Origin of the sequence: Paenibacillus assamensis DSM 18201, assembly GCF_000422445.1 — a bacterium.
GTDB classification, from domain to species: domain Bacteria; phylum Bacillota; class Bacilli; order Paenibacillales; family Paenibacillaceae; genus Paenibacillus_B; species Paenibacillus_B assamensis.
The window spans coordinates 22,496-47,719 of sequence record NZ_AULU01000024.1 but is presented as its reverse complement, the minus strand read 5'-3'; the positions used below and the strand labels follow the sequence as shown (position 1 = coordinate 47,719).

The window sequence follows — 25,224 nt, the reverse complement described above, 5'->3', positions numbered from 1 at the left end:
CTCTTCTCCCTCAGGTGAGGAAAAAGCCTATCCGGTATTAGCTACCGTTTCCGGTAGTTATCCCAGTCTTACAGGCAGGTTGCCTACGTGTTACTCACCCGTCCGCCGCTAGGCATCAGGAGTGCAAGCACTCCATCAACCCCGCTCGACTTGCATGTATTAGGCACGCCGCCAGCGTTCGTCCTGAGCCAGGATCAAACTCTCCATAAAAGTGTTTGACTTGCTCATTTGTAATGCTGACGAAATTCATTGCTGAATTTCTTATATCAAACGTTTCACTCGTTGTTCAGTTTTCAAAGAACAGTTTCGCTCCAGATTACTCGTCTTATCGACTCGTTTTCCTTCACTTTCGTTCGCCGCATTTCTCAGCAGCAACTCTTATAATATATCATTTCGTTCTAATCGAGTCAAGCTTTTTTTAAAACTTTTTTGAAGCTTCGTTTTGAACTTAACTTCAGTTTGTTTCTATTTAGCTTGTCTCAACCGCACCTCTCAGTGGCGGAATTAAAATATATCACGCTGACCCAACTTTGACAACAGGAAAAATAAGCCACGACAGCTCACTTTTAGGCGTTGTCGCAGCTTATTTCATTCACCTTTTATTAACCGTTAATCCACGGCATACTTTTACCTTTATGGCTTCCATTAACCTGCGTATAAGAATCAGACTCTTTGTTGTTACGTGCGTTTACATTTTTACGCTGATCCTTACTCTTCTTCTTCCCTTTAATTGAAGAAACATTATCATTTATATTAGCCGGAACATCTTCCGACTTCTGCGTAGTTTCATTCTCTTCTCCTAAAACTGGACTTACATCTCCCCACTGTGCCAACCAACTGCTATCCTGCACAGAAGCATCCGCTCTATAAGGAGTTCCGCATTGATGACAAAAAACGCTATAGTCACCATACGGAGAAGCTCCATAAGCACTATATTCTTGAGTAGCATATGGCATATTACTATACTGCGCTTGCGGGAACGCGTAAGATTCTGCATTCGCAACCTGTTCGTTTACTTTTTTATCCCACACCTCACCGGCAACACTCGGCGAAAAATTCTGATTAGGTATTGGCGACATAGATGACAGCCCATAATTAGCATTAACTTCTGGAGATACAGATACCGGACCATAGTTTGCATTACCACCTGGCAACACTGACGTTGGACCATAATTCGCATTAACATCTGGCAATACTGATGCTGGACCATAATTCGCATTCACTCCTGGAGGTACAGAAGCTGGGCCATAGTTCGCATTTTGTGAATAAGCTACTTGATCATTTCCCCAGAAAGAATTGATTCCATCCGCGTACGAAGTCTGATAAGGCACGAACGGCAGTGAGGCCCCACCATAAGATGGATAGGCACAAGGATTACAATGATGACTACCATAAAGATGAGGTGGATACGGATTACAGAAATTCATATAAGGTGATATGTCCGGAGAACAGAACCCTTCATATTGAGGTACGTTTGGATACAAGTTAGGCTGCGAAGTCGACTGCGTCCCACCAACTTCTTGAGACTGCCATTGTGCATTGCTTTGCAATTGCCCTACATGGTTAGGAGCAAAAGAATTAGGATAAGGTTCTACATTGGGCATGTTTGCTGAGAAGTTACCATAACTTGCAGGTGAAGGAACGAAGTTCGGCACTTCACCTTTTGTCGTCGGCTTAACAGGACTCACATTGCCTGTCGAAGGTTTAACGGATGTTGGATTCGGCAAAGGAGTTGTAGCTATTAGCTGCTCGGTTTGCGGCTTAATTTGTGACTGCGGCTGTGGCTTTGGTTGAGATTGAGATTGCAATGGAGGTTTTACTTGAGCTTGTGGTTGTGGTTGAGCTGGTAGTGGCTGCTTCGCTTGCGGCTGCAATTTATTCTCCGGCAGAATAGGTGGTTGTATAGGCGGTTGTACTGGTGGTTGTACTGGTGGTTGCGGCGGTATTGGTTTAGTCAGCTCAGCTTTTGAAAGAGGTACAACACCAGCATTCGCTGCATTCGCCCCCCAACCTGCACTCGCACTTGGCCCACTCGATTCATTCACAGTTAGTTTAGGAATATTAACTACTTGCCCAATAAGAAGTACATTCGGATTTTTCAACTGCGGATTGGCAGCTATCAAGGCCTGAAGTGGCACACCCCAAGCTTTAGCCAATTTCCATAGTGTGTCCGCTTCCTTAACTACATGCTTATGGACAATTTCATAGCCTCCAGTAGAAACAGGAGTAGAAGGAACTCTAATTTTCATACCAACTTGAACTTGATTTGGATCAGTTAATTGTGGATTTAGGGCGATAAGCTGATCCAAAGATACCCCGTATTTTTTGGAGAGAGCGTACAATGTTTCGCCCTTTTTAATAATATGAATTTTCACGCGCGGTACCTCCTAAGGGAATCATCCTCGTAGCACGGGACAATCGCCCGCGTAGTCATTTATACATCCTATGCAAGAACTAGGCATTTGACATCATTTTTTTCAACTAACATATAATCTCCACAATAAACAAGCCATCCTATCACCCATATTTTAGATTACAAAAAAAGAAGCCCCCTCCTCTTCGGAGAAAGCTTCCTGCTCAATTAAGATTCGTATATTTTAACGCCATCCTGCGTTACGATTTGACGGAATTTGTCCAACAACTGAAGCGTAATTGGCCCAGCCTGTCCATTCCCTACAATACGACCATCAATCTCACGTGCCGCAATAACTTCCGCAGCTGTTCCTGTGAAGAATACTTCGTCAGCAACATAAACATCATGCATTGAGAACGGTTCTTCCTTTACAGTAAAGCCCTGCTCCTGACAAATATCAATGATCGCATTACGTGTGATTCCCTCCAGGGCTCCCAAGTAGCACGGCGGAGTATATACTACCCCTTTTTTTATAATAAAGATGTTATCTCCCGAACCCTCTGTAACATAGCCTTGTGCATTAAGCATGATCGCTTCGCCTACATCAGCTAGGTTGGCTTTTATCTTAACTAGTATATTGTTCAAATAGTTCAAAGATTTAATCTTCGGATTCAATGCATCTGGAATGTTACGACGCTCTGCAACCGATACCGCACGCAAACCATTTTTGTAGGCTTCTTCTGGATAAATAGCCAGCTGTTCAACAATGATTATAACACTCGCTTTTGGACAACGATTCGGATCTAAGCCAAGATTGCCCGCTCCACGAGATACAATAAGACGAATATAACCGTCACGCAGCCCGTTGCGGCGAATCGTTTCTACCAAAGCATCCTGCATTTCTTCAATGGTGAGAGGGATGTTCAGCATAATCGACTTAGCAGAGTCGTACAATCGAACTAAATGCTCATGACATTTAAAAATATTACCGTCATAAATGCGGATACCTTCAAATATACCATCACCATATAAAAAGCCATGGTCGTATACCGATATTTTTGCCTCTTCTTTAGTAACAAATTCGCCGTCTAAATAAATCCACTGCGTCATGCTTACACCTCCGAATGATGAGGCTCTTCTTGTTGACTGATTGAATACGCATAGGTTGGATATGTACCTAGAATGCGAACGTGGCAGCCAAGCGCTTCGATTTCTGCAAAAGCAGAAGGAAGCAACACAGAATCTAGAGCCATTTGCAAATCGATATAAAAATAATAATTTCCGAGCTGACGTTTAGTGGGACGCGATTCAATTCGAGACAAGTTAATTCGTCTCCAAGCGAAAGCCGACAGCACCTGATGCAAAGCACCTGGAAAATCCTCTGGTAGCGTCACCAAGATAGTCGTCTTATGCGTCCTCGTTTCCGCCAACTCAATCGGTTGGGATCCTAACAGAATAAACCTTGTATAATTATTATGATGATCCATGACCTCACTGGCAAGTACATTTAGGTCAAATGTTTGCGCACCTAATCGAGTTCCGATTGCTGCCCAATTCTCCTCAGGGTTAACTTTTACAAGCCTAACCGCTTCAGAAGTGCTGCTAACGTGCTCTTGGATCGCATGCGGCAAGTATTTACGTAAAAATTGCTGACACTGCGCCATCGCAACAGGGTGTGACAGCACCCTATTAATAGAAGAATAATCTTCTCCTCCCTCAACACCTCTTCCTATCAGATGTTGAATAGACGGATACACCCACTCCGCTTGAAACGGCAAATCAACCTCATGAACAATCCAATCCAGATGCAAATTAACTGAACCTTCTATTGTATTCTCAATCGGAATAACAGCATAGTCCGCCTCTTTATTCACAACAGCCATAAATACTTCAGAAATAAGCTTGAAATGATGATATTGATGATGATCGCCAAGCAGATGAACCGCAGCTTCATGAGACACGGATCCTTGCGGCAACAAAGCAATACGAGCCATACTTCACTTACTCCTTCACATTCAAGTACCTATACTTCTGCGGTTAAACCAGACCGGTAAATCTCAGGTATCAAACTATGAATATCATCCGCCGATCCTTCCAAGCATACCGCACCGACTGAGCTAGGCTCTAACAAGAACACATCTGCCTCAACACCACATTGTTGCAGCGTATCATTCATAAAGGCAATCAATTCATCGTTGCTTTGCAGCTGATTAACGAGCGCCAATATCGTTGGACCTGCGCCGCTTAAAGCAACACCATAGGCACCATACTTCCGAGATTCCTCCAACACCCGCTTCATACCAGGAACTAGCGACATACGATACGGCTGATGAAGTCGATCTTGCATCGCATCATACAACAACTCAAACTGCCCCGTTGATAAAGCAGCAACCAGCAATGAAGAATGACTTACATTGTGTACTGCATCCGCCATTGAAACTTGCTCAGGTAGAACTCCACGGGCAGCTTTCGTCTCTAAATGGAATTTAGGAATCGCTACAACTGCGCCCAAACTTCTATGCGGCTCTAATCTCACATGCCTTGCCTGTTTGCCATCCCAAGAAGCCACGACAATCCCACCGAATAAGGATGCACCAACATTATCTGGATGACGCTCCCAAGCAGATGCCATATCGAACAATTGTTGATTTGACAACGGCGAGTTTAATAATGCATTAGCGGCTACGAGCGCCCCCACAATCGCAGAAGCACTACTCCCGAGACCCCTCGTCAGAGGAATTTCACTATATACATCGATTTCGAGCGGACAAAACTCTATTCCCGCTTCGATAAATACCCGCTTGGCCACTTGAACGATAAGGTTTGTTTCATCCGCCGGCAAACCACCTAATTCAGGGCCAAACATACGTACAACCGTTGTCTCAGCAGGCCTCATACCAATCCAAGTGTATAAAGAAAGAGCCATACCTAATGTATCAAAGCCAGGCCCCAAGTTAGCTGTACTTGCAGGAACTTTTACTAGCACACCGTTTTGCTGCATCATCTGTTATTCACCCTTCTAGCTTACGAATCGCATCCATAACCGCCTCTTCCGAATCCGGAACAACAAGTGGTTCGACAGCAGCCGTTTTTATCGCAATATTCGGGTCTTTTAAGCCATTCCCCGTCAGCACGCAAACGACAGATTCTCCGCCCTGGAAATAACCTTCCTGATGCAATTTAATAACTCCAGCCAAGGATGCCGCAGAAGCCGGCTCTGCAAACACACCCTCTGATGCAGCAAGCAATTGATAAGCGGATAGAATCTGCTCGTCTGTTACATAGTTAATTTGACCTTCTGATTGCTCAGAGGCTTCAACCGCCGTTTTCCAACTTGCCGGATTACCAATACGTATAGCCGTCGCAACCGTTTCAGGCTCTAGAATCGGCTCACCTTTTACAATCGCCATCGCTCCTTCTGCCTCAAAACCAATCATTTTAGGCAGCTTATCCACTTTACCAGCTTCATAGTATTGCTTAAAACCTTTCCAATAGGCAGAGATGTTCCCTGCGTTACCTACGGGAATTGCTAAGTAATCCGGAGCCTCTCCAAGCTGCTCACACACCTCAAACGCAGCAGTCTTCTGACCCTCAATACGATAAGGGTTAACAGAGTTCACTAACGTAATAGGATGCTTAGCCGTAATGTCACGAACAATTTCTAGTGCACGATCGAAGTTGCCCTCTATCGCGATTACTTTTGCACCATAAATCATAGCCTGAGCCATTTTACCAAGCGCAATATTGTTATTCGGAATAAGAACGATACAATTCAAACCGCCACGTGCCGCATAAGCAGCAGCTGCCGCAGAAGTGTTACCTGTAGAGGCACACATAATCGTACGGCTACCCTCTTCCATCGCCTTCGCAACTGCCATAACCATACCGCGATCTTTAAAAGAACCGGTAGGGTTCAATCCTTCATACTTAAAATACAGATTCAACCCTAGTTGTTCCGATAGGTTTTCCGCTCGAATCAAAGGTGTATTTCCCTCATGAAGTGTAATCATCGGAGTTGCTTCCCCAATCGGAAGGTACGCTTTATACGTTTCTAACAGTCCCATATATCTCATCGTTCTCTCCTCCATCTCTATTCCGTACGCTGGAATGAATGATTAGCCCTCAACGCGATATGCACTCTTAATTTCCTTTATAACATCCAAGCTCATAAAATGATCCAGCACTTTTTTCATGCTTGCTTGGCTTGCTTCATGTGTAATAATGATAATTTCAGCATCAGGATTGTTCGGATTCGGCTGCTGCACAACAGACTCTAAGCTCACACCGAATTCTGCAAATACTTGCGTAATTCTGGCCAATACTCCTGCACGATCATGAACATCCAAAAGAATAAAATTCTTATAATGAATCTGGTCGTCTGTCTTGAGCTTCTTAGTACGATAAGCATGGTGACCTTGCTTGCCATTGACACCAATACGAAGGTTCTTCACAACAGCTACCAAGTCAGCTACAACCGAAGTGGCCGTAGGCATCTCGCCGGCACCAGGACCGTAAAACATCGTCTCTCCCACAGCTTCGCCATACACATACACTGCATTAAATACACCATTTACGGAAGCAAGCGGATGAGAAGTCTTTACCATCGTAGGTTGTACAACAACACTAATTTGATCATCTTGTCTTTCCGCAATACCTAGCAGCTTCATTTCATACCCAAGTCGCTTCGCATAACCAATATCCTCTTTAGAAATGCTAGATATACCTTTCACTTCAACATCTTCAAGACCTACCGTCGCATGGAACCCTAACGTAGCAAGAATCGCCATCTTGCGAGCCGCATCCAGCCCTTCTACATCTGAAGTAGGGTCAGATTCTGCATAGCCTAGTGCCTGTGCTTCTTTAAGCACGTCCTGATAAGCTGCGCCCTCTTGGCTCATCTTCGTTAAAATGTAGTTTGTAGTTCCATTTACGATACCCATAATCTTCTTAATGCGGTCTGAAGAGAAGCCTTCCATTAAGGTACGAATAATCGGAATACCACCTGCTACACTCGCTTCGTAAAATACATCGCAATTGTTCGCACGTGCTTTTTCTAATATTTCAGGTCCATGAAGCGCCATCAAATCCTTGTTGGCCGTTACAACATGCTTACCTTGTTCCAAAGCATCAAGAATGAGCTGTTTGGTAGGCTCAATGCCTCCCATCACTTCAACAACAACATCAATCTCTGGGTCAAACACCACTTCTGAAGCATCTTCCGTCATAAGCTCGGGTTGAATATTTAAGTGACGCTGCTTATGCATATCCTTTACGAGTACTTTACGAACTTGAATGGGAGAACCAACTTGACTCATCAAATCTTCCTGATGCCCTTCTATAATTCTTACAACACCAGTTCCAACTGTTCCTAATCCTAATAAGCCTACCTGTATTGGTTTCATCTTTGTTCCTCCCCTTCTTATGTGTGCAATTGTATCCCTACATCCCTAACCTTGACCAATAAGAACAACTCGCTTCACTCCAGGTATATCTCGAAGCGTATCCATCATTTGTCCAAAATTCTCAGCAATTAATGCTGTTTCAATGGACAACACTACGTTAGCCATACCTTGTAGCGGTATCGTCTGGTGAATAGTAAGTACATTCCCCTCAAATGTAGCTACGGAGCCAAGTACTTTGGACAAAATTCCTGCACGATCTTCTAAATCCAATGAAACCGTGACAATCCGCTCGCGCTCCAATTGATTCAACGGAAAAATACCATCTTTATATTTATAGAAAGCACTACGACTCAAATCGACTCGCTCCGCCGCTTCATGTACCGTCTTTACCTCTCCAGCCGCCAGCAATTGTTTCGCTCTTACGGTTTTCACTACTGCTTCAGGCAGTATATCCTCACGAACTAAATAATACCGTTCTGCCATGACCGTCCTCCATATAGAGACTATTGTTTAACTATAGAGGACATTATAGCGAATAAGCGCCGCAAAAACAATAGGTTCATGTCAAAAGTTGAATCTTATTATACACGATGTCCATCATATCAATCTCAATATTTTCTTACTTATGTAAAAAGTTAAAACAAAAAAAGTCGTATGACGCAATAACGCCATACGACTTGTTCTTCTTATTAATAGTAGCTACTACCTTCTACAAACTCAAATTCGAAATCAGCGATTCGGATAATCGTGCCATCCTTTGCACCGCGCTTACGAAGCGCATCGTCAACACCCATTTTACGCAGCGTGTTTGCAAAACGTAAAATCGCATCGTGCGTATTCATTTGCATACGCTTCATCATACGCTCAATCGCTTCGCTCTCCACCACATACGTTTCATTCTCACGTCGAATTGTGAACTGCGGCTCATCACCTTTTTTATCAAAGCGATAGATCTTACGCTCTTGAACTTGAGCAACTTCTTCCACTTCGATTTCTTCAGGCAATTGATCCAACACTTCTATCGCCTTGTACATCAATTCTTGAATACCTTCACGTGTCAAAGAAGAAATAGGCATAATCTCGATATCTGGTCTTACTTCTGCTAATTGTGTGCGGAATGCAGCCAAATACTCTTCTGCCTCAGGCATGTCCATCTTATTAGCAGCTACAATTTGCGGTCGTTCTGCCAACTTCTCGTTGTACAGCTTCAGCTCATCATTGATCTTAACCCAATCCTCGAATGGGTCACGGCCCTCTGTCCCTGCCATATCGACTACATGAACAATAACACGTGTACGTTCAACGTGACGCAGGAATTCATGACCAAGTCCAACGCCTGTGTGCGCACCTTCAATAAGACCTGGCAAATCCGCCATAACAAAGCTTTGGCCATCACCCATATTCACTAAACCTAGGTTCGGTGTAATCGTTGTAAAGTGATAGGCACCAATCTTCGGCTTAGCAGAAGTAACAACTGACAGCAATGTGGATTTACCCACACTCGGGAAACCAACAAGACCTACATCTGCCATTACTTTAAGCTCAAGGACCACCCAACGTTCTTTTCCTTCTTCACCGTTCTCAGCAAGCTCAGGCGCAGGATTTGTAGGAGTAGCGAAGCGTGTATTACCACGACCACCGCGTCCGCCCTTCGCAACAACAACTTGCTGCCCATGACGGGTCAAATCTGCAATTACTTCCTGAGTATCATCATCTACAACAACAGTTCCAGGAGGAACGCGTACGATCATGTGCTCTGCATTTGCGCCATGCTGACTTTTATTACGTCCTTTAATTCCACGAGGAGCTTTGAAATGCTTCTGATAGCGGAAGTCTACCAACGTCCGCAAACCCTCATCAACACGGAAAATAACGTCGCCACCGCGCCCGCCATCTCCACCTGCTGGTCCTCCATTTGGTACGTATTTCTCACGACGAAACGCGACGAGTCCATCTCCGCCGTCTCCGCCTTTTACATATATTTTAGCCTTATCTACAAACATGAAGTTTCACCTCTCTAATCCCTTGCCTTGCATGGTACAATCCATTCAAATATCGAAGCACCAGCTTGTAGCTCACTCGTCGGCACCTGCTCCAGCCGCACGCCATGCTCAGCTGCCAGCCTGTCAAGTTGAGTTCTCACATCGTCCGGTTGAAGCAGCTGTCCTTCATATAAAAATCGAACACCAAGCGCACTATCTGAACGAATATCTATCATAAATTGAAGTGGAGTTGCCGCATCTGCACTCGCCTTTGGTGCTAAGCGCATAACTTGAACTCCCTCTTTAATCATATCCGTCAATGCTCGTCCTTCCATCAACAAGCCTACGTCTGTCAAATCAATCTGTCTGGGAAGGTGTACGTACACAGGCATTGCATGTCCTGATACGCGAACATGAAGCAAAAATAACGTTAGTTCCGGTATTCCTAGTTTAGCAATACGCCCTTCTTCGATCATTTTGCCCTTAATGCCTTCTACACATAAACGCAACTGCTCCGTTCGATTCAATCGAACATATCCGTATAGCAATTGCAGTTCATTCATCCAATCATGCCGCTGATGATTCATTAATTCAAGCGCAGATTGATGGGCCATATGAAGAGCACGCTCATGTTGATGTCGCTGTTCACGCAGCATAATCAAACAACCCGCCGCTAAACTTAGGATGAGTAGTATGACAGCGAATATACGCCACGGCAAATATAAAGCTCCCCATGCCAATACCACTGCGCAAATGAATGCACAAGCGCTGCACGCAAACACCCAAAGTCGGCTTCCCCTCATCGTTCACCCTCGCTCCATTCCCAAATAAATGCACACTCCCACCCCATAGTATAGCATGAGTTCAGAAAGTCGTCCAAAGCGATTCTGGTCGAACAAACGCGAAAGAAGGCAAGAAATGAATCAAAAAACCCTCGGCCTAAGCCGAGGGTTTCACATGACGTCTATTACACTTCCACAGCAGCTGCAACTGGTGCAACGTTAACTGGGTAGACGCTCACTTTCTTGCGGTCACGACCCCAACGTTCGAACTTAACAACACCCTCGATCTTAGCGAAGAGTGTGTCGTCTTTACCGATACCAACGTTGTTGCCTGGATGAATCTTTGTTCCACGTTGGCGCACCAAGATGCTACCACCTGTAACAGTTTGACCATCGGCACGCTTAACACCAAGACGTTTGGAATGGGAATCACGACCATTCTTCGTGGAACCTACACCTTTCTTGGATGCGAATAACTGAAGGTTTAATTTCAACATGTTGTCTACCTCCTTCTTGAATTATTTTCTTTTATCTGAATATACGAACCGTATGAATCTTCCATCGTATTCAGACTGACGACCATCGACTCCAACAGCAATTGAACTTGCTCCGAGCAATGAGCGTCATTCAGAACCGGCACAGTGCCGTTCAGGAATCCGTCCTTCATCTGGCACTCCAACGCAACGCCCGTCAATGCTTCAATAGCATTCACTACTCCGACCGAAACCGCAGATACGCCAGCACATACAATATCCTCTCCATGCGGAGCATAATTGGCATGTCCCTTAATGGCGAAACGCTCGATGAGTCCTTCAGAATTCCGGTAAATGGTGACGCGAATCATTCGCTACACCTCTTATGCTTTGATGCTTTCGATTGTAACCTTAGTGTAAGGTTGACGGTGACCTTGCTTACGACGGTAGTTTTTCTTAGCTTTGTACTTGTACACGATAATTTTCGCGCCTTTTCCATGCTTCTCAACTTTAGCCGTAACAGCAGCACCTTCTACCAATGGAGCACCTGTTACGAGACCACCCTCGTTAGATACTGCCAATACACGGTCGAATGTGAAGCTCTCACCTTCAGCAGTGTTCAACTTCTCAATGTAAAGAACATCACCTTGTTGAACTTTGTACTGCTTACCACCTGTTTCGATAATTGCGTACATTGTGTTGCACCTCCTCATGTCTCAGACTCGCCATACCAGGTGATGGAGTAAACCATACTTATGACCTGTTCCGTGCGGTTACAGCATGTGTGCAGAAACGAATACTAGACACATACCTGATGATTCTAACATACACGCACTCAAAAATCAACGTGCGATTACATTTACATTCCTATACCCAATCATTAGTCACAATTGCTGAAATTCCGGAACCCTTTTGCCTGTACCCTCACAAGTCGGACAAGGTGTATATAAGCGGCTCATTACTTGCTCTCGTACTTTTTTACGAGTAATCTCAAGCAAGCCAAGCTTTGTCCAACCAACGACTAAACATTTGGTACGATCCTTCCGAATCGTTCGTTCCAATTGCTCAAGTACACGCTTACGATTATCGTCTGAATCCATATCAATAAAGTCAACAATAATAATGCCACCAATATCTCTTAAGCGAATCAGGCGGGCAATCTCTTCTGCCGCCTCCATATTTGTAAAAAATACGGTGTCCTCAAGATCGCTTGTGCCCGTATATTTACCCGTGTTCACGTCTACTACCGTCAAAGCTTCTGTTTGATCCCATACAAGATATCCACCGCTTTGGAGCCACGTTTTTCGTTGGAACGTCTTATCTAGCTGACCTTCAATATGGAATTTGCGAAAAATCGGTTCGCGGTCTTGGTAGACCATTACACGCTTAACCAACTCAGCATCAAACGTACATACGAATGACTTTATTAACTCCGCTTGCTTTCGATCGTCGATTACAAGCTCATCTACATTGTGAGTGAACGCGTCCCGTATCATTCGTTCAGCCATCGATACATCCTGATGGAGAAGAGCGGGTGCACTTACAGCAGAAGCTGCTTGCTCAATCGCTTTCCATTGCTGACGTAACGTTTCCATATCTTGAGCGAGACTTTCAACCGACTCCCCATGTGACACGGTTCGAATAATGATACCTTCTTCATTTGCTCGAAGCGCTTCAGCAAGTTGCTTCAGTCGATTGCGTTCTGATTCCCGCTCAATCTTCTTTGATACACCAATATAGTCTGCTTGTGGCATAAAGACTAAGTGGCGCCCCGGCAATGAATAATGCTTCGTAACACGAGCACCTTTCCCACCAAAAGGCTCTTTCATCACTTGTACAATTAATTCTTGCCCTACACGCAGCAAGCTCGTTATAGGAGGCTTCTCCTTCGGCTGCTTCTCTAAATGCGGATGCAAACAATCATCAACATATAAAAAAGCGTTCTTCTTCTGCCCAATATCTACAAAAGCTGCCTGCATACCCGGAAGAACATTAACAACGCGGCCTTTGTAAAAGCTTCCAACGAGCCTAACACCCGCTGCACGCTCTACTGCAAACTCTACCAGACGGCCATCTTCTAGCAATGCCATCTGAGTTGACTGTTCTCCACAGTGAACGATCATTCGTTTCATAGCTTCACCTCTACTCAAGCGCGTCACCTCTTATTGTAACATGAAGCGAGAAACGATGAACATGTCGGTGCATAACTCGATCTAAAAAATTATATAATTCCATTCAAACGTACCCCTAGTTTTCGACTATTCGCTCGTAAGTTTCTCACCTAGACATTCTTCACATTTTGAATTGTGCTGCAACTACAGCACACTACCTGCGTACTAGCGCACATGACTACGATTCGTCCTGCCAATGTTGAAAAAAAGCATCTATTAATTGCTGCTCTGGTATTACTCGTTGAATACGGCCATGCTCGTCAATCACGTATATCATATGATAGCTGTTTCTGCGAAAGCGCTGCATGATATCTACAAGACCACGCTCTGACGATGCAACTATCGGCCTTCCTATATGCGTGCTCATTTCCCATTCACGAAGTCGCTTGGCACGGTGTACGAGAAACCGAAAAAATCGATACGGAACATGCCTGCATTCCATTATGTTTGTCCACAGTAAAAATAATCCGAGCACCAGCAAATTCATATTAATGGCCGATTGCTCTAACAATGGCAGTAACGCGAACAAACCAAGCAAAACACTACCTACAATACCAATCCAAGCCCCTAACCGGAGTGTAAAATGATAACTGAGTCCATAGGCACATAGAGCCTGCAATATCCGCCCACCATCAAGTGGTGGGATTGGTAGTAAGTTGAAGCCGCCAATGATAAGATTGGCCTCAATAAAATAAGTGGACCAAGATTCGCTCCACCACCCCATATATTGAAACCACAGTGACAATCCGATCATAAGTACATTTTGCAAAGGCCCCGCAGCAGCTACAATGATCTCTTGCCACGAAGGTGACAATGCCCCATCCTCCGTCTCAGCTACTCCACCAAAAGGCAGCAGCTTTACGTCAACGATAGACCAGCCGAAGCACTTCGCCGCAATGACATGCCCCGCTTCATGAACCGCTACAATGACAACTAACGTCAACAGTTCCAACAAATGACCGGTAATTGCAGACAGAGCCAGCAGCATAATCAACAGCGGGTGTAAGGAATAGGTCGTCCCCTTCCACCTAATCAAAGCTCATCACTTCCGCTGGATCCACAAACTGCCCATCTTTCTTAAGCGCAAAAAATAATCCTGAAATCGTGCCTGATGATGACATGTTCGGCATACGGCCAATCTCCTGCCCTGCCTCTACCCAATCATCCTTCTTCACGAAGCATTCTTCTAATCGTTCATAGTAAGACATATATTGATTCGCATGCTGAATAACAATCGATGACCCAGCTTGCGGATCTTCAATCACTCGTACCACCCGACCCACAGCTACACTTGCTACATTCGCTCCGCCTTCCTCCGCTCGCAACTCAATTCCTTGCAAGCTAAGAGCAAATGGCTGTATAACATTTCCCGCCATCGGTATTTGAAAACCAAGCTTAGCCTGAGCTTCTTTAGCTGCTGGTGTGTGATCTTTCCATATAGGTATAAACGCGGGAGAACCCCCAAATGTTGCTTCCACCCACACTGCTATTGATTGGAAATCCATATTCTCTGACATAGCTGAAGCGACATAGCTCCTTGTACTGTCTAAAAAAGGGGGTTTCCACTTCATCAAGCCTGTCACAGCCACACACAGCACGATCGTACAACCAAGCTGTATGAAAAAGGTTCTCATAAAGGTTGAGGAACCGTTCGTTCGCTCGCTTTCTTTCCAACCATAGCGTCCTGCCCATGCCTGCTTAGCATCTCTCCATACTTGCTCCGGGTCGCGCTCATTGTACTCAACAGTTAGCGCAACACCCTTGTCCTGTGCAGGACTGCTGTAATGGTAATAGGACGGCGGTGCAATCACCGACGAAGGGACAGACTCCTTCGTATCCCCGCTCATGTTATGGCCCTGAATATCCCGTAGTGTCAGTTCCTTAATGCGCGCTTCTCGGCGGCGACGAATATCATCCTTCATCCGTATCCCTTCCCTACTCAAATTATTCATATGCTACATATGTATGATGAGCAGGATATTGATATGAACAAGCCCTTGTAACAATTCAAATTAGAAAGCTAATACAATACAAAAAAACACCTCGCTGCCTAACAAGGGAACGTAACGCTTCCTTGCTAGAATCACGAGGTGGATAAGTAAACATGACTTACATAATGATGTGACTCGACATTATTCATCTAATTGGTATTTCTCTTGATGAATCCGCACGCTCAACACTAAGCCAATACAGACCATATTCAAAATGAGCGACGTTCCACCGTAACTAATAAACGGCAGTGTAATTCCTGTAATCGGCATAAGACCGATCATCATCCCAATATTTTGGAAGATTTGAAATACAAACATGGAGACTATACCAATAATAATGTACGATCCCCTCAAATCATAACACTGGAAAGCAATGAGAATCATACGATAAATAAGGAAGAAATAGAGCAGTAACAGCAAGGCCCCTCCCTGAAAGCCAAATTCCTCACCAATAACGACGAAGATAGCATCAGAATAGGTAAGCGGAATAAAGTTACGACTTTTCAGCTCTCCTTGTAAATACCCATCACCAGTTAAACCACCGGAACCAATAGCAATTAATGCATATCTCGATTGATGGGATTCGTCTTTACTCGCTGACTCTGGATTGATAAATGTATTAATACGTTCATACCAGTGATTTTGACCGAGCGTATCTTTGAAGAAACTCTCAACTTGCGGACCGAATTGCGTAAACAACACAACTACGATTGCAATGAGAGCACCGACAATCGCTGTTCCAACAAACATATGCCGATACTTCATGCCACCTATCCACAGCATCCCAATAAAGATAACGATCAATATCATCGCATTCCCTAAATCAGGCTGAGCTACAATAAGACCGAATGGAATGACCATTACACAAGCAATCGGGAGTAAATCTTTAACAAATCCGAGCGGCTCACCTTCACGCTTGCCGAGCAGCTGTGCCAAAGAGAGAATCAATACAATTTTGGCTAATTCAGCTGGCTGGAATGATAGTCCTCCAAATTTATACCATCCTTTTGCCCCCATAGTGACGTCAGCAAAAAAATAGAGACCTATAAGAAGAAGAACCGTGATAACCATCCATATGATCCAGCCCTTAAGCAGCAAACGATAGTCAAATAAGGTAACGGCAAACATGACTACGAATCCGATTGCGTAGAATACGATTGTCTTTATTTCAAAATTAGCTGGTTCAAACTTTGTTCCAACTGTGGAGCTGTATACAATAAAAGGGCTTATTACCGCAAAAACACCTAGTATCGCAACAATCATCCAATCGATGCGCTTCAATTTATTCAACAACAGTCAATCATCCTATTCCAAAACTTCTTCAATCATCCTTCACCCTACTCAATCAGGATCAAGCTGATACTTTTCTTGATGAATCCTAACACTGAGTACTACACCCATACTTATCATATTTAAAATAAGAGATGTACCTCCGTAACTAATAAACGGAAGCGTAATTCCTGTGATCGGCATAAGACCGATCATCATTCCAACATTCTGGAAGATTTGAAATACAAACATGGAAACAATACCAATGATTATATAGGATCCCCGCAAGTCATAACATTGAAACGCGATTAATATCATCCGATAAATAAGGAAGAAATACAATAATAGCAGCAACGCTCCACCTTGGAAGCCGAATTCTTCTCCTATGACAACAAAAACAGCGTCCGAATACGTATAAGGAATAAAATTACGACTTTTTAACTCCCCTTGCAAGTACCCATCTCCAGACAGACCACCAGAACCTATAGCAATAAGCGCGTATTTCGATTGATGGGATTCATCTGGAGTGGCTTCTTCTGGATTTATAAACGTATTTATTCTGTCATACCAATGCTTTTGGCTCAATGTATCCACAAAGAATGTCTTCACTTGAGGGTTGAATTGTGTAAAAAGTACAATTACGACAGCAGCTAAAGTCCCTACAATCGCTGTACCAATTAACATATGCCGATATTTCATACCGCCAATCCACAGCATACCTATAAATATAACGATAAAGATTAGCGCATTTCCCAAGTCAGGCTGAGCTACTACAAGTCCAAACGGGATCAGCATCACAAGTCCTATCGGAAGAAGATCCTTTATAAACCCTAACGGCTCTCCTTCACGCTTGCCTAGTAATTGAGCGAGCGCAATGATCAGTGCGATCTTGGCCAACTCAGCAGGCTGAAAGGTTTGACTCCCTAGTTGATACCACCCTTTTGCACCATTCTTTTCAACACCAAAAAAATAGATCCCAATTAATAGCAATACCGTGATTCCAAACGATACCACCCATGTTCTGAGCAATAGACGATAGTCAAGCAATGTTACTGCGAACATCACGATAAATCCTAAAACAAAGAAGACAACTGTCTTGAATCCAAGATCCTCACCAGAAACTCTAGGCGCATCAATGGATGCGCTATAAACAATAAACGGACTTATTACCGCGAAAACAACTAAAATAGCAACAATCATCCAATCGATGCGCTTCAGTTTATTCAGCAACAGTCAATCATCCCATTCCGAGAAACTTCTTCATGCGAGTAAGCACGCTCTTCTTCTGGTCCATAGGCATTAACGGCACAGTATCGCCAAGTATGCGTCGAGCAATATTACGATACGCCAATGATGCTTTAGAATCCGGATTCATCACTGTCGGTTCGCCCATGTTCGCTGCCTTAATGACGTGTTCATCATCAGGAACAATTCCAATGAGTTCAATATTCAACACTTGCAAAATATCTTCGATATCAAGCATATCACCACTCCGAACCATGTTCGGACGTATACGATTAACAACGAGACGCGGCGCAGACAAGCTCGCACTCTCCAGCAAACCGATAATTCGGTCTGCATCTCTCACGGCCGCATTTTCAGGTGTCGTGACAACGATTGCACGATCAGCACCTGCAATAGCATTTTTGAAACCTTGTTCTATACCTGCCGGACAATCAATAATGATATACTCGAAGTCTTTCTTCAACTCCAAAATAATATCTTTAATTTGTTCTGGAGATACGGCATGCTTGTCTTTCGTTTGAGCAGCTGGCAGCATATACAACTCTTCAAAGCGCTTGTCTTTGACAAGAGCTTGATTCAAGCGACAACGCCCTTCAGCCACATCACAAATATCATAAATAATCCGATTTTCCAGTCCCATTACAACATCTAAATTGCGAAGACCGATATCGGTATCGACCATACATACTTTTTTCCCTAACAGCGCCAGGGCAGTTCCAAGATTGGCAGACGTCGTCGTCTTACCAACGCCCCCTTTTCCTGATGTAACGACAATTGCCTCTCCCATGCAACTACACTCCTTTGAACATTTTGAGGTCCTGTCGAATTCGCTGAAGATTGGTGATTTTGTCAATTTGCATTTGTCCATTATCCACATAAGCAACTTCCATTTGCGTCTGCGTCACACCCCATTCATCTGGAGGGCGGCTAATGACATCAGCGATGCGAAGCTGTGTAGGCGAAAATAAAGAAGCGGTTATAATCGCATTATGGTCGCCTTCTGCCCCAGCATGCACCGTACCTCGAAGAGCGCCGCACACGTAAATGTCCCCAGTACATATAATCATTCCCCCGGGATTGACATCGCCTAGAAATAACAGATTTCCTTGATGACGGAGCACTTGACCAGATCTAACAATACCAGTCAACGTATGTACCTGATAATCAGGCTGCTTCTCTACTTTGTCATCTGATTGCAAGGAGCGAATGAGCAAATTCCCCTTCATTTTCAATATGTCCAATATTTCCGACTTTTGCTCTTCTGTGATCGAGCGAGCCCCCAGCTTGACATCGACATACACAATTGGTCCGTTGAAAAAATGAGGTGTATGCTCAAGCTTGTCACGCAAATCACGCAACAAGTCTGTGAATTCACATTGATCGTCAAGCAGGAACACGAGACCGTCTTTTACGCCTTTTATCGTTATTAGTGACTTGGTCGTCATCGTTCGTCCCTCCCAACAAGATTCTATTTCGTGATGAACGAGAGAAGTCCTGCATGACCAAGTAAAAACCTCTAATCGCCATCGCATATTGCGATTAGCATACCCCCACATATAAAGGGCAAAAGCCGCCTCAGAGCTAGTGTCCGAGACGGCTCTCTATGCTTCTTCCGAATCTTTCTTATTGTTACCCTGAATCATGTCGAACCATTTTCGCAGCGGCACATAAACAATAAGCGCAAATATAAGCTGAACAAACATGCTTGGAATTATATAATCCAGCAGTGCTTGCTGATAGGTGAAATGACTCAAGCTAAACAGCGTATATATACCATAAATAATCGTTTGATATAAGAAGCTCCCTATAAGTACAACGAATAGCATCATAACCATCGTCTTATGTCGTACGTTAAACATAGTGCCAGCTAGATAACCTAACAGTCCCATCGTAAAAGAATGCGGCCCAATGATTTGACCATAATATACGATATCGTGCAATAATCCAAAGCCAAGTCCCATTAAGAGCGCCGTATGTCGATGTGCATACACACCGTGAAACAGCACCACCACGAATACGAATTGGACGACGACACGTCCATACCAACCGTCTGGTATGAGATGCGGGACTACCGATCCTTCAATAAAGAAGAGAATTAACAGAAAAAGAATCATCCAATTTCGATTCATTGTCCATTCTCCTGACTGCCATTCTCCTTATTCGGTGGAATCACAACGAACAGTTCACGCCAATCCTGATACGTAGCTGCTGGTTCAATTACTGCCGTATGTGTCAATCCAATGTCTCCAACCTGACGCTTTATTACTTTTCCGATAATAAGACCGGCTGGGAACTTGCCACCAAGTCCAGAAGAAACGATGACATCGCCTTCATCTAAAGGATCATTTTCCTCGATACGTGTCATAAGAAACGTATTGTTGCTATGATCATAGGATTCTATCATACCGAAGGACTTATTTTCTTTGCCTTGCACCGTTACTGCAATTGCTCTTGATTTCTCATCGATATTCGTTAGCAATTGTACAGAGGACGAGAACTCAGAAACATGGCTAATAACACCGACAACACCTTCAACTGCGATAACAGGCATTCCCTTTTGAACACCGTTTTTGCTGCCCAAATTAATGTTAAGCGACTGATTAAAAGGGTCAGCCACATTAAGCCCTGTCACTTGGGCAATTCGGTATTCGTACGGGCGATTTTGAGCCTTCTGATGTTCTGTGAATTCCAATAGCTTCTTGTAACGCTCATTATCTGCCTTTACGCGATTGTATTCTGCTTTATCACGAATATAATGGGCATAAGCAGTTTTCAAGCGTTCGTTCTCTTCATAAGTTTCACTCAGATTGCTTACATTTTCAAAAAATGCAGATACAGCCGCAGTCGGGCGATAAAACAACTGCTGTACAAATGACGACGTATCGTGAACGAACTTCTCCGCCCATGTCAGCTTCCCTCTATTCCCCAAGGAAAAGCCCATTAATGCAATAAATAAAATAAGTCCGAGCATCAAAATAAACAATCGCTTATTACCCAATAGCTTAAACAGTGTTAACACCTTCTCATCGTAATGCCGTTTCGTTACCTTGTTCATGCACATAGAGGTCCGAGCCAAATAACATTTGACCCGGACCCCTCACGCGGAACTAACCTCTGCTTATCGCTTAGAACGAAGTGCCGAGCTGCTGCGCGATTTGAAAAGATGAATGTTATCCAATGCGCGCCCAGTACCGATAGCTACACAATCAAGTGGATTCTCTGCCACAATTACTGGCATGCCTGTCTCACGTGCAAGCAGCTTGTCCAAGTTGCGAAGCAATGCTCCACCACCTGTAAGTACGATACCACGGTCCATAATATCTGCTGCAAGTTCTGGTGGACACTTCTCAAGTGTTACCTTCACTGCCTCAATAATGGAGCTAACTGTATCGGAAAGCGCTTCTGTAATCTCTTCACCTGTAATAGACAAAGTCTTTGGCAAACCAGTCAGCAAATCACGTCCGCGAATCTCGATAGAATCTTTCTCTTCTGTCGGCATAGCAGAACCAATATCCATTTTCAATTGTTCAGCCGTACGCTCACCAATCATAAGATTGTATTGACGCTTAATATATTGAATGATTGCTTCATCCATCTCGTCACCAGCTACACGCACGGAACGGCTTGTCACGATACCGCCAAGGGAAATGACAGCAACTTCAGTTGTACCACCACCGATATCAACAACCATGCTGCCCGTAGGCTCCCATACTGGAAGATCTGCACCGATTGCTGCTGCAAATGGCTCTTCAATTGTGTAAGCTTCACGCGCACCAGCTTGCTTCGTTGCATCTTCAACCGCGCGTTGTTCTACAGCCGTAATGCCAGATGGCACACATACCATTACGTTAGGATGGCGCGGAAACAGCGAACGCTGCTTCTGAGCTTGACGAATAAAATATTTAATCATTGTTGCAGTTGTATCAAAATCAGCGATTACGCCGTCTTTCATCGGACGGATCGCACGAATATTACCCGGTGTACGACCAATCATCTTCTTCGCTGCTTCACCTACTGCTTCAATCGTTTTGGAGTCAGTACGAATGGCGACAACAGATGGCTCGCGTACGACTACACCTTTTCCACGTACGTATACGAGTGTATTTGCAGTTCCCAAATCAATCCCTAAATCTTTCGTAAAACCACCAAACATGCTGTCAAATCTCCTTTATAGTTCCTTCAATCTTACCTATTATATTACATGTACCCCTGTTCCTTCAAACTTACATAGCGATTATCTCCGATGACAAGATGATCCAGCACCTCAATGCCAATAAGTTCCCCCGCTTCCATCAGTCTGCGGGTAACAAGGATGTCCTCTTGGCTAGGTGTAGGATCTCCGCTCGGATGGTTATGCAAGCATATGATAGAGGCACACCCATACTTCATTGCAGCGCGAAATACTTCGCGTGGATGAACGAGTGAAGCGTCAAGTGTTCCAATTGATATCGTCTCTTGAGCTAACACTCTATTCTTCGTATTTAAGTATAGACACATAAAATGCTCTCGTTTATAATGCCGCATCGTCTCCATAACCATATCAGCAGCATCTTGTGGTCGTCTGATAAAGGGGTCTTCTGTTGAACGTGTTTGTGCCATACGACGGCCCAGTTCCAAGCTAGCTCTAAGTTGAACCGCCTTCGCAGGCCCAATCCCTCGTATTTGCGTAAGTTCATGCACAGACATATCCCCAAGGCGACTCAGACTTCCTGTTCGATTCAATATGCGCTGAGCCAACAATAACGCTGATTCATCGCGTGTTCCTGTACGAAGTAAAATAGCTAACAGCTCGGCGTGACTTAACGCCTCAGCCCCCGATCGTATCATGCGCTCTCTAGGTCGGTCTTCGAGGGGAAGGTCACGAAGCATAGGTGCTTGGGACAATTGTTTTCCTCCTCCGCTCACAACATGTGTCAGCATTTCATGTTCAATTACTTTGCATCACATTATGCCAGCAGCACCTATTTGAGCGTGATCTTCCTGCTACTTTAAGGCTTCTCGATGCCGTACACCTTCAACATATCAGCAAGCAAAGAAATCGGCAAACCGACAACGTTGAAGTAACATCCTTCAATGCGATCAACGAATGCAGCACCTAATCCTTGAATGCCGTACGAACCTGCCTTGTCCATCGGTTCTCCTGATGCGATATAACGAGTTATCTGCTCTGGCTTCAGCGGTCTCATCCATACGGCTGTCTTACGGTGCTGAACGTGTTCTACACCTGTCAATGTGTCGATAATAGCAACTCCGGTGTACACTTCATGCACTTCGTTCTGAAGTGAAGACAACATGCGGAATGCATCCGCTTCATTCTCAGGCTTCCCTAGAATCGTATCTCTCAAGACGACGATTGTATCCGCACCTATTACGAGGCCGCCCTCACCGCGAGCACGGCGCGCTCGTGCAACAGAAGATGCCTTGCGCAACGCTAATTGCTCAACCGTCTCATATGGTGCCCAATGGATGTCTACTGTCTCGTCCTCATTACTCGGCTCAATCTCAACAGGCAATTGGAGCGTATGTATAAGCTCTTGCCTGCGCGGAGATGTCGATGCAAGTACGAGAAGTGGATAGTCATGAGGATTGTCTAATGTGTTCTCCATTTTTTGACACCTTTCTTTATTATACGTTCTCTTCTGCCAGTTGACAAACGACCAGTCTTACCCATCTTATCCTGTCTTTCGAATCCGATCAACATTCTTTTAAACAACTCGAATTCTCTATAAGTATATCAGGCTTGAAGCTGCTTAAGCCACTGTTGTTCTAGTAAAGAATATTGGATCAACGATTGTTGTATATTCCATAGCTGTGACGAAGCTGCGTACTTATTATACTCATTCACCGCACTGATCGCTGTGTTCATAGCTTGGACCATCTTGATCCACGTCTTTTCTGCCTCAACGTTCTGACCTTTCTGAATCAGCTCTCCAGCTTGCGTCCATTTCAAGTGTTCGTTTCGAAGTTTATCCATGGCGGCCTTATCGAAAGCATTAGCCTTTCCAGAAGATAGACCCGTTGCTTGAATAGCGGTTACGGACTGGGTCAACAACCAGTCTTGTACAGCATCCGAAGACCGGATGAACCCCTCGATCTGTTTTCCATCACCAGTAAAGGCAAGCTGTTTCAGCTCTGCACGCTCGATGCTGCTCACATACATTTGCAGTTGCTTGTTCTTCATCGCATCGCTTAACAGCATAGCTTCCTCTCGCTTGCTAGCTACAGCAGCATATACTCTGTGCTGCCCTTCTCCACCAAGCTGTACATCTACTCCAGCCAAACCAAGCTCATTTAACTCCGCAGCAGCAGCTTTTGCACCTTCTGCTTGTTTAAATACCCCATATTGAAGCACGTAAACCGACCTTGCAGGGATGTTGACCGCTACTGATGTACCTCCACTAGCTGTTGCACCGTTTGTAATCTCCTCAGACAGCTTAGATGCTTCATTAGCATCATTCGAACCAGCCCTATTCGCACTTTGCTCCTCCAAGGCTCCCATAGCAGGAATAGCTGGATTCACTTCAGGCACTCGCACTTCTCCTGTAAATAAAGACAATGCAATGAATCCAAATGTTGCTCCAGTTGCAATCGCACCCGCAATAGAGGCAATTAGCTTCCAAGCAGAGGTACGAGTACGATGAGAAGCTTGCCAATGATCAATCGTTATTTCATCCACTTGATCGTCGGAGCTGGACCGCGGTTGGCTATGCTCAATTTGGTCAGATACAGATACATGTCCTGAAGTTGCCATAGCCGAAGACCACACCCAATCTCCTTCCGTCGTAGAAGAGTGACCCGCAGGGTCAGGAAGAGATGGTTCTAGCTGAATATCTATAACTTTCGTATCTTGGCCACTATCTCGAATGATGCGTTCCAACTGTTCGATTTCTTTATCTTCCTCTTGTTCGTCATCCTTCTCTTTTTCCACTACGACTGGCACATAAGTAGATTTCCCCTCTTCTTTGGGAAAAGAAATCCACTCACTCCATTCCACTCCTGATTGCGAACCTTGCTTGTCTAAAAACTGTATATCATTATCCGTAACAGGCTGTCCACTAGATTGATCATTAGACTGATCATTAGAATGCTCGCTAAAACGGAATGTCATCTTACTTGACCGTTCCATCCTCTCCACCATCCTTCTTCAAGTCGTTGTTACTTCAAGATATATGATAGATTGATATGAAATAGAACGACCAACGCAGCAATCTAGTAAAAATAGATAGAGTTAGAGACAACTGTACAAGGTTCGTATAAAATAAAGAAACGGACTGTTCTTCAGCACGTAGTATTTCATAAAGATAAACGTAAAGAATAACGACCCTACCATCTTAGAGGAGGTACTTATTGTGATTAAACAAATGATCAAACGCTTTCTTTACTCCTTAATGGGCAAGAAATCGTCTCATCGTGTGTATTACAGCAGCAGCTCTGCCTACAAAAAGCGCAAGTATTACACACCAACTCACACGCATAAATCTCACAAGTACGGTCATAAGCACTATAAGAAGAGCTCCAGAAGCTTCAGCAGCTACTTTTCTAGTTAGCAGCAAGAA

Annotated in this window: 26 protein-coding genes, 1 rRNA gene and 1 other annotated feature; of the genes, 1 reads left to right on the top strand and 26 read right to left on the bottom strand. The window is 44.3% G+C overall.

Features of this window, described 5'->3' with window-relative positions; genetic code table 11:
* From H580_RS0113470 to H580_RS24195, 26 genes are all read right to left on the bottom strand, one after another.
* Nucleotides 1-210, bottom strand: a 16S ribosomal RNA gene (locus H580_RS0113470); the annotation flags it as partial.
* 392 nt (nucleotides 211-602) lie between these two features.
* The gene (locus tag H580_RS25515; RefSeq protein ID WP_028595265.1) at nucleotides 603-2,375 is read right to left on the bottom strand and encodes a LysM peptidoglycan-binding domain-containing protein; all 1,773 of its coding nucleotides are present in this window, start codon (nucleotides 2,373-2,375) and stop codon (nucleotides 603-605) included.
* A 206-nt stretch (nucleotides 2,376-2,581) separates the two neighbouring features.
* Nucleotides 2,582-3,463 (bottom strand): branched-chain-amino-acid transaminase, encoded by an 882-nt coding sequence (ilvE, locus tag H580_RS0113460; protein WP_028595264.1) that lies wholly within the window; start codon nucleotides 3,461-3,463, stop codon nucleotides 2,582-2,584.
* 2 nt (nucleotides 3,464-3,465) lie between these two features.
* Complete coding sequence (gene pheA, locus H580_RS24205; protein WP_051217454.1) at nucleotides 3,466-4,347, bottom strand: prephenate dehydratase; 882 nt, start codon at nucleotides 4,345-4,347, stop codon at nucleotides 3,466-3,468.
* A 29-nt stretch (nucleotides 4,348-4,376) separates the two neighbouring features.
* Entirely contained in the window at nucleotides 4,377-5,357 is a 981-nt protein-coding gene (gene thrB, locus H580_RS0113450) for a homoserine kinase (RefSeq protein ID WP_028595263.1), read from the bottom strand.
* A 7-nt stretch (nucleotides 5,358-5,364) separates the two neighbouring features.
* On the bottom strand, nucleotides 5,365-6,426 hold the full coding sequence (gene thrC, locus H580_RS0113445) for a threonine synthase (protein ID WP_028595262.1): 1,062 nt from the start codon (nucleotides 6,424-6,426) through the stop codon (nucleotides 5,365-5,367).
* A 42-nt stretch (nucleotides 6,427-6,468) separates the two neighbouring features.
* The gene (locus H580_RS0113440) at nucleotides 6,469-7,755 is read right to left on the bottom strand and encodes a homoserine dehydrogenase (protein ID WP_028595261.1); all 1,287 of its coding nucleotides are present in this window, start codon (nucleotides 7,753-7,755) and stop codon (nucleotides 6,469-6,471) included.
* Nucleotides 7,756-7,800: 45 nt separating this feature from the next.
* Nucleotides 7,801-8,238 (bottom strand): ACT domain-containing protein, encoded by a 438-nt coding sequence (locus H580_RS0113435; RefSeq protein ID WP_028595260.1) that lies wholly within the window; start codon nucleotides 8,236-8,238, stop codon nucleotides 7,801-7,803.
* Nucleotides 8,239-8,444: 206 nt separating this feature from the next.
* Nucleotides 8,445-9,758, bottom strand: coding sequence for a GTPase ObgE (gene obgE, locus H580_RS0113430; RefSeq protein WP_028595259.1), 1,314 nt, complete (start codon nucleotides 9,756-9,758; stop codon nucleotides 8,445-8,447).
* Nucleotides 9,759-9,772: 14 nt separating this feature from the next.
* On the bottom strand, nucleotides 9,773-10,540 hold the full coding sequence (locus H580_RS0113425) for a Spo0B domain-containing protein (protein ID WP_028595258.1): 768 nt from the start codon (nucleotides 10,538-10,540) through the stop codon (nucleotides 9,773-9,775).
* A gap of 164 nt (nucleotides 10,541-10,704) precedes the next feature.
* On the bottom strand, nucleotides 10,705-11,016 hold the full coding sequence (gene rpmA / locus H580_RS0113420) for a 50S ribosomal protein L27 (RefSeq protein WP_028595257.1): 312 nt from the start codon (nucleotides 11,014-11,016) through the stop codon (nucleotides 10,705-10,707).
* Nucleotides 11,017-11,021: 5 nt separating this feature from the next.
* Nucleotides 11,022-11,363 (bottom strand): ribosomal-processing cysteine protease Prp, encoded by a 342-nt coding sequence (locus H580_RS0113415; RefSeq protein WP_028595256.1) that lies wholly within the window; start codon nucleotides 11,361-11,363, stop codon nucleotides 11,022-11,024.
* Nucleotides 11,364-11,375: 12 nt separating this feature from the next.
* Nucleotides 11,376-11,687, bottom strand: coding sequence for a 50S ribosomal protein L21 (gene rplU / locus H580_RS0113410; protein ID WP_028595255.1), 312 nt, complete (start codon nucleotides 11,685-11,687; stop codon nucleotides 11,376-11,378).
* A 13-nt stretch (nucleotides 11,688-11,700) separates the two neighbouring features.
* Nucleotides 11,701-11,777: a sequence feature (ribosomal protein L21 leader region), on the bottom strand.
* A gap of 99 nt (nucleotides 11,778-11,876) precedes the next feature.
* Nucleotides 11,877-13,124: an Rne/Rng family ribonuclease gene (locus H580_RS24200; RefSeq protein ID WP_036605227.1), complete on the bottom strand. Its 1,248-nt coding sequence runs from the start codon at nucleotides 13,122-13,124 to the stop codon at nucleotides 11,877-11,879.
* Nucleotides 13,125-13,341: 217 nt separating this feature from the next.
* On the bottom strand, nucleotides 13,342-14,199 hold the full coding sequence (locus tag H580_RS0113400; RefSeq protein ID WP_028595254.1) for a M50 family metallopeptidase: 858 nt from the start codon (nucleotides 14,197-14,199) through the stop codon (nucleotides 13,342-13,344).
* Entirely contained in the window at nucleotides 14,192-15,085 is an 894-nt protein-coding gene (locus H580_RS0113395) for a M23 family metallopeptidase (protein WP_028595253.1), read from the bottom strand. Before H580_RS0113395 ends, H580_RS0113400 begins: the two co-directional genes overlap by 8 nt.
* 210 nt (nucleotides 15,086-15,295) lie before the next feature.
* On the bottom strand, nucleotides 15,296-16,447 hold the full coding sequence (locus H580_RS0113390) for an FtsW/RodA/SpoVE family cell cycle protein (protein WP_028595252.1): 1,152 nt from the start codon (nucleotides 16,445-16,447) through the stop codon (nucleotides 15,296-15,298).
* Between the two features lie 48 nt (nucleotides 16,448-16,495).
* The gene (locus tag H580_RS0113385) at nucleotides 16,496-17,653 is read right to left on the bottom strand and encodes an FtsW/RodA/SpoVE family cell cycle protein (RefSeq protein WP_028595251.1); all 1,158 of its coding nucleotides are present in this window, start codon (nucleotides 17,651-17,653) and stop codon (nucleotides 16,496-16,498) included.
* Nucleotides 17,654-17,660: 7 nt separating this feature from the next.
* Nucleotides 17,661-18,455: a septum site-determining protein MinD gene (gene minD / locus H580_RS0113380; RefSeq protein WP_028595250.1), complete on the bottom strand. Its 795-nt coding sequence runs from the start codon at nucleotides 18,453-18,455 to the stop codon at nucleotides 17,661-17,663.
* Between the two features lie 4 nt (nucleotides 18,456-18,459).
* Nucleotides 18,460-19,113, bottom strand: coding sequence for a septum site-determining protein MinC (gene minC, locus H580_RS0113375; protein WP_028595249.1), 654 nt, complete (start codon nucleotides 19,111-19,113; stop codon nucleotides 18,460-18,462).
* Nucleotides 19,114-19,269: 156 nt separating this feature from the next.
* On the bottom strand, nucleotides 19,270-19,797 hold the full coding sequence (gene mreD / locus H580_RS0113370; RefSeq protein ID WP_028595248.1) for a rod shape-determining protein MreD: 528 nt from the start codon (nucleotides 19,795-19,797) through the stop codon (nucleotides 19,270-19,272).
* A complete protein-coding gene (mreC, locus tag H580_RS0113365) occupies nucleotides 19,794-20,723 on the bottom strand; it encodes a rod shape-determining protein MreC (protein WP_211224408.1) in 930 nt (309 codons plus the stop codon). Before mreC ends, mreD begins: the two co-directional genes overlap by 4 nt.
* A 63-nt stretch (nucleotides 20,724-20,786) precedes the next feature.
* Entirely contained in the window at nucleotides 20,787-21,821 is a 1,035-nt protein-coding gene (locus H580_RS0113360) for a rod shape-determining protein (protein WP_028595246.1), read from the bottom strand.
* 44 nt (nucleotides 21,822-21,865) lie between these two features.
* A complete protein-coding gene (radC, locus tag H580_RS0113355; RefSeq protein WP_028595245.1) occupies nucleotides 21,866-22,552 on the bottom strand; it encodes a RadC family protein in 687 nt (228 codons plus the stop codon).
* A gap of 104 nt (nucleotides 22,553-22,656) precedes the next feature.
* Entirely contained in the window at nucleotides 22,657-23,274 is a 618-nt protein-coding gene (locus H580_RS0113350) for a Maf family protein (protein ID WP_028595244.1), read from the bottom strand.
* Nucleotides 23,275-23,402: 128 nt separating this feature from the next.
* A complete protein-coding gene (locus tag H580_RS24195; protein ID WP_051217451.1) occupies nucleotides 23,403-24,794 on the bottom strand; it encodes an SPOR domain-containing protein in 1,392 nt (463 codons plus the stop codon).
* Between the two features lie 223 nt (nucleotides 24,795-25,017).
* Between H580_RS24195 and H580_RS26400 the strand changes: the two genes are divergently transcribed.
* On the top strand, nucleotides 25,018-25,215 hold the full coding sequence (locus H580_RS26400; protein WP_245583563.1) for a hypothetical protein: 198 nt from the start codon (nucleotides 25,018-25,020) through the stop codon (nucleotides 25,213-25,215).
* Nucleotides 25,216-25,224 lie beyond the last annotated feature (9 nt).

Coding starts and splice junctions, on each gene's coding strand:
- ilvE (WP_028595264.1), bottom strand. CDS start 3,463: ATGACGCAGTGGATTTATTTAGACGGCGAATTTGTTACTAAAGAAGAG.
- pheA (WP_051217454.1), bottom strand. CDS start 4,347: ATGGCTCGTATTGCTTTGTTGCCGCAAGGATCCGTGTCTCATGAAGCT.
- thrB (WP_028595263.1), bottom strand. CDS start 5,357: ATGATGCAGCAAAACGGTGTGCTAGTAAAAGTTCCTGCAAGTACAGCT.
- thrC (WP_028595262.1), bottom strand. CDS start 6,426: ATGAGATATATGGGACTGTTAGAAACGTATAAAGCGTACCTTCCGATT.
- H580_RS0113440 (WP_028595261.1), bottom strand. CDS start 7,755: ATGAAACCAATACAGGTAGGCTTATTAGGATTAGGAACAGTTGGAACT.
- H580_RS0113435 (WP_028595260.1), bottom strand. CDS start 8,238: ATGGCAGAACGGTATTATTTAGTTCGTGAGGATATACTGCCTGAAGCA.
- obgE (WP_028595259.1), bottom strand. CDS start 9,758: ATGTTTGTAGATAAGGCTAAAATATATGTAAAAGGCGGAGACGGCGGA.
- H580_RS0113425 (WP_028595258.1), bottom strand. CDS start 10,540: ATGAGGGGAAGCCGACTTTGGGTGTTTGCGTGCAGCGCTTGTGCATTC.
- rpmA (WP_028595257.1), bottom strand. CDS start 11,016: ATGTTGAAATTAAACCTTCAGTTATTCGCATCCAAGAAAGGTGTAGGT.
- H580_RS0113415 (WP_028595256.1), bottom strand. CDS start 11,363: ATGATTCGCGTCACCATTTACCGGAATTCTGAAGGACTCATCGAGCGT.
- rplU (WP_028595255.1), bottom strand. CDS start 11,687: ATGTACGCAATTATCGAAACAGGTGGTAAGCAGTACAAAGTTCAACAA.
- H580_RS24200 (WP_036605227.1), bottom strand. CDS start 13,124: ATGAAACGAATGATCGTTCACTGTGGAGAACAGTCAACTCAGATGGCA.
- H580_RS0113395 (WP_028595253.1), bottom strand. CDS start 15,085: ATGAAGGATGATATTCGTCGCCGCCGAGAAGCGCGCATTAAGGAACTG.
- minD (WP_028595250.1), bottom strand. CDS start 18,455: ATGGGAGAGGCAATTGTCGTTACATCAGGAAAAGGGGGCGTTGGTAAG.
- minC (WP_028595249.1), bottom strand. CDS start 19,113: ATGACGACCAAGTCACTAATAACGATAAAAGGCGTAAAAGACGGTCTC.
- mreD (WP_028595248.1), bottom strand. CDS start 19,797: ATGAATCGAAATTGGATGATTCTTTTTCTGTTAATTCTCTTCTTTATT.
- mreC (WP_211224408.1), bottom strand. CDS start 20,723: ATGAACAAGGTAACGAAACGGCATTACGATGAGAAGGTGTTAACACTG.
- H580_RS0113360 (WP_028595246.1), bottom strand. CDS start 21,821: ATGTTTGGTGGTTTTACGAAAGATTTAGGGATTGATTTGGGAACTGCA.
- H580_RS0113350 (WP_028595244.1), bottom strand. CDS start 23,274: ATGGAGAACACATTAGACAATCCTCATGACTATCCACTTCTCGTACTT.
- H580_RS24195 (WP_051217451.1), bottom strand. CDS start 24,794: ATGGAACGGTCAAGTAAGATGACATTCCGTTTTAGCGAGCATTCTAAT.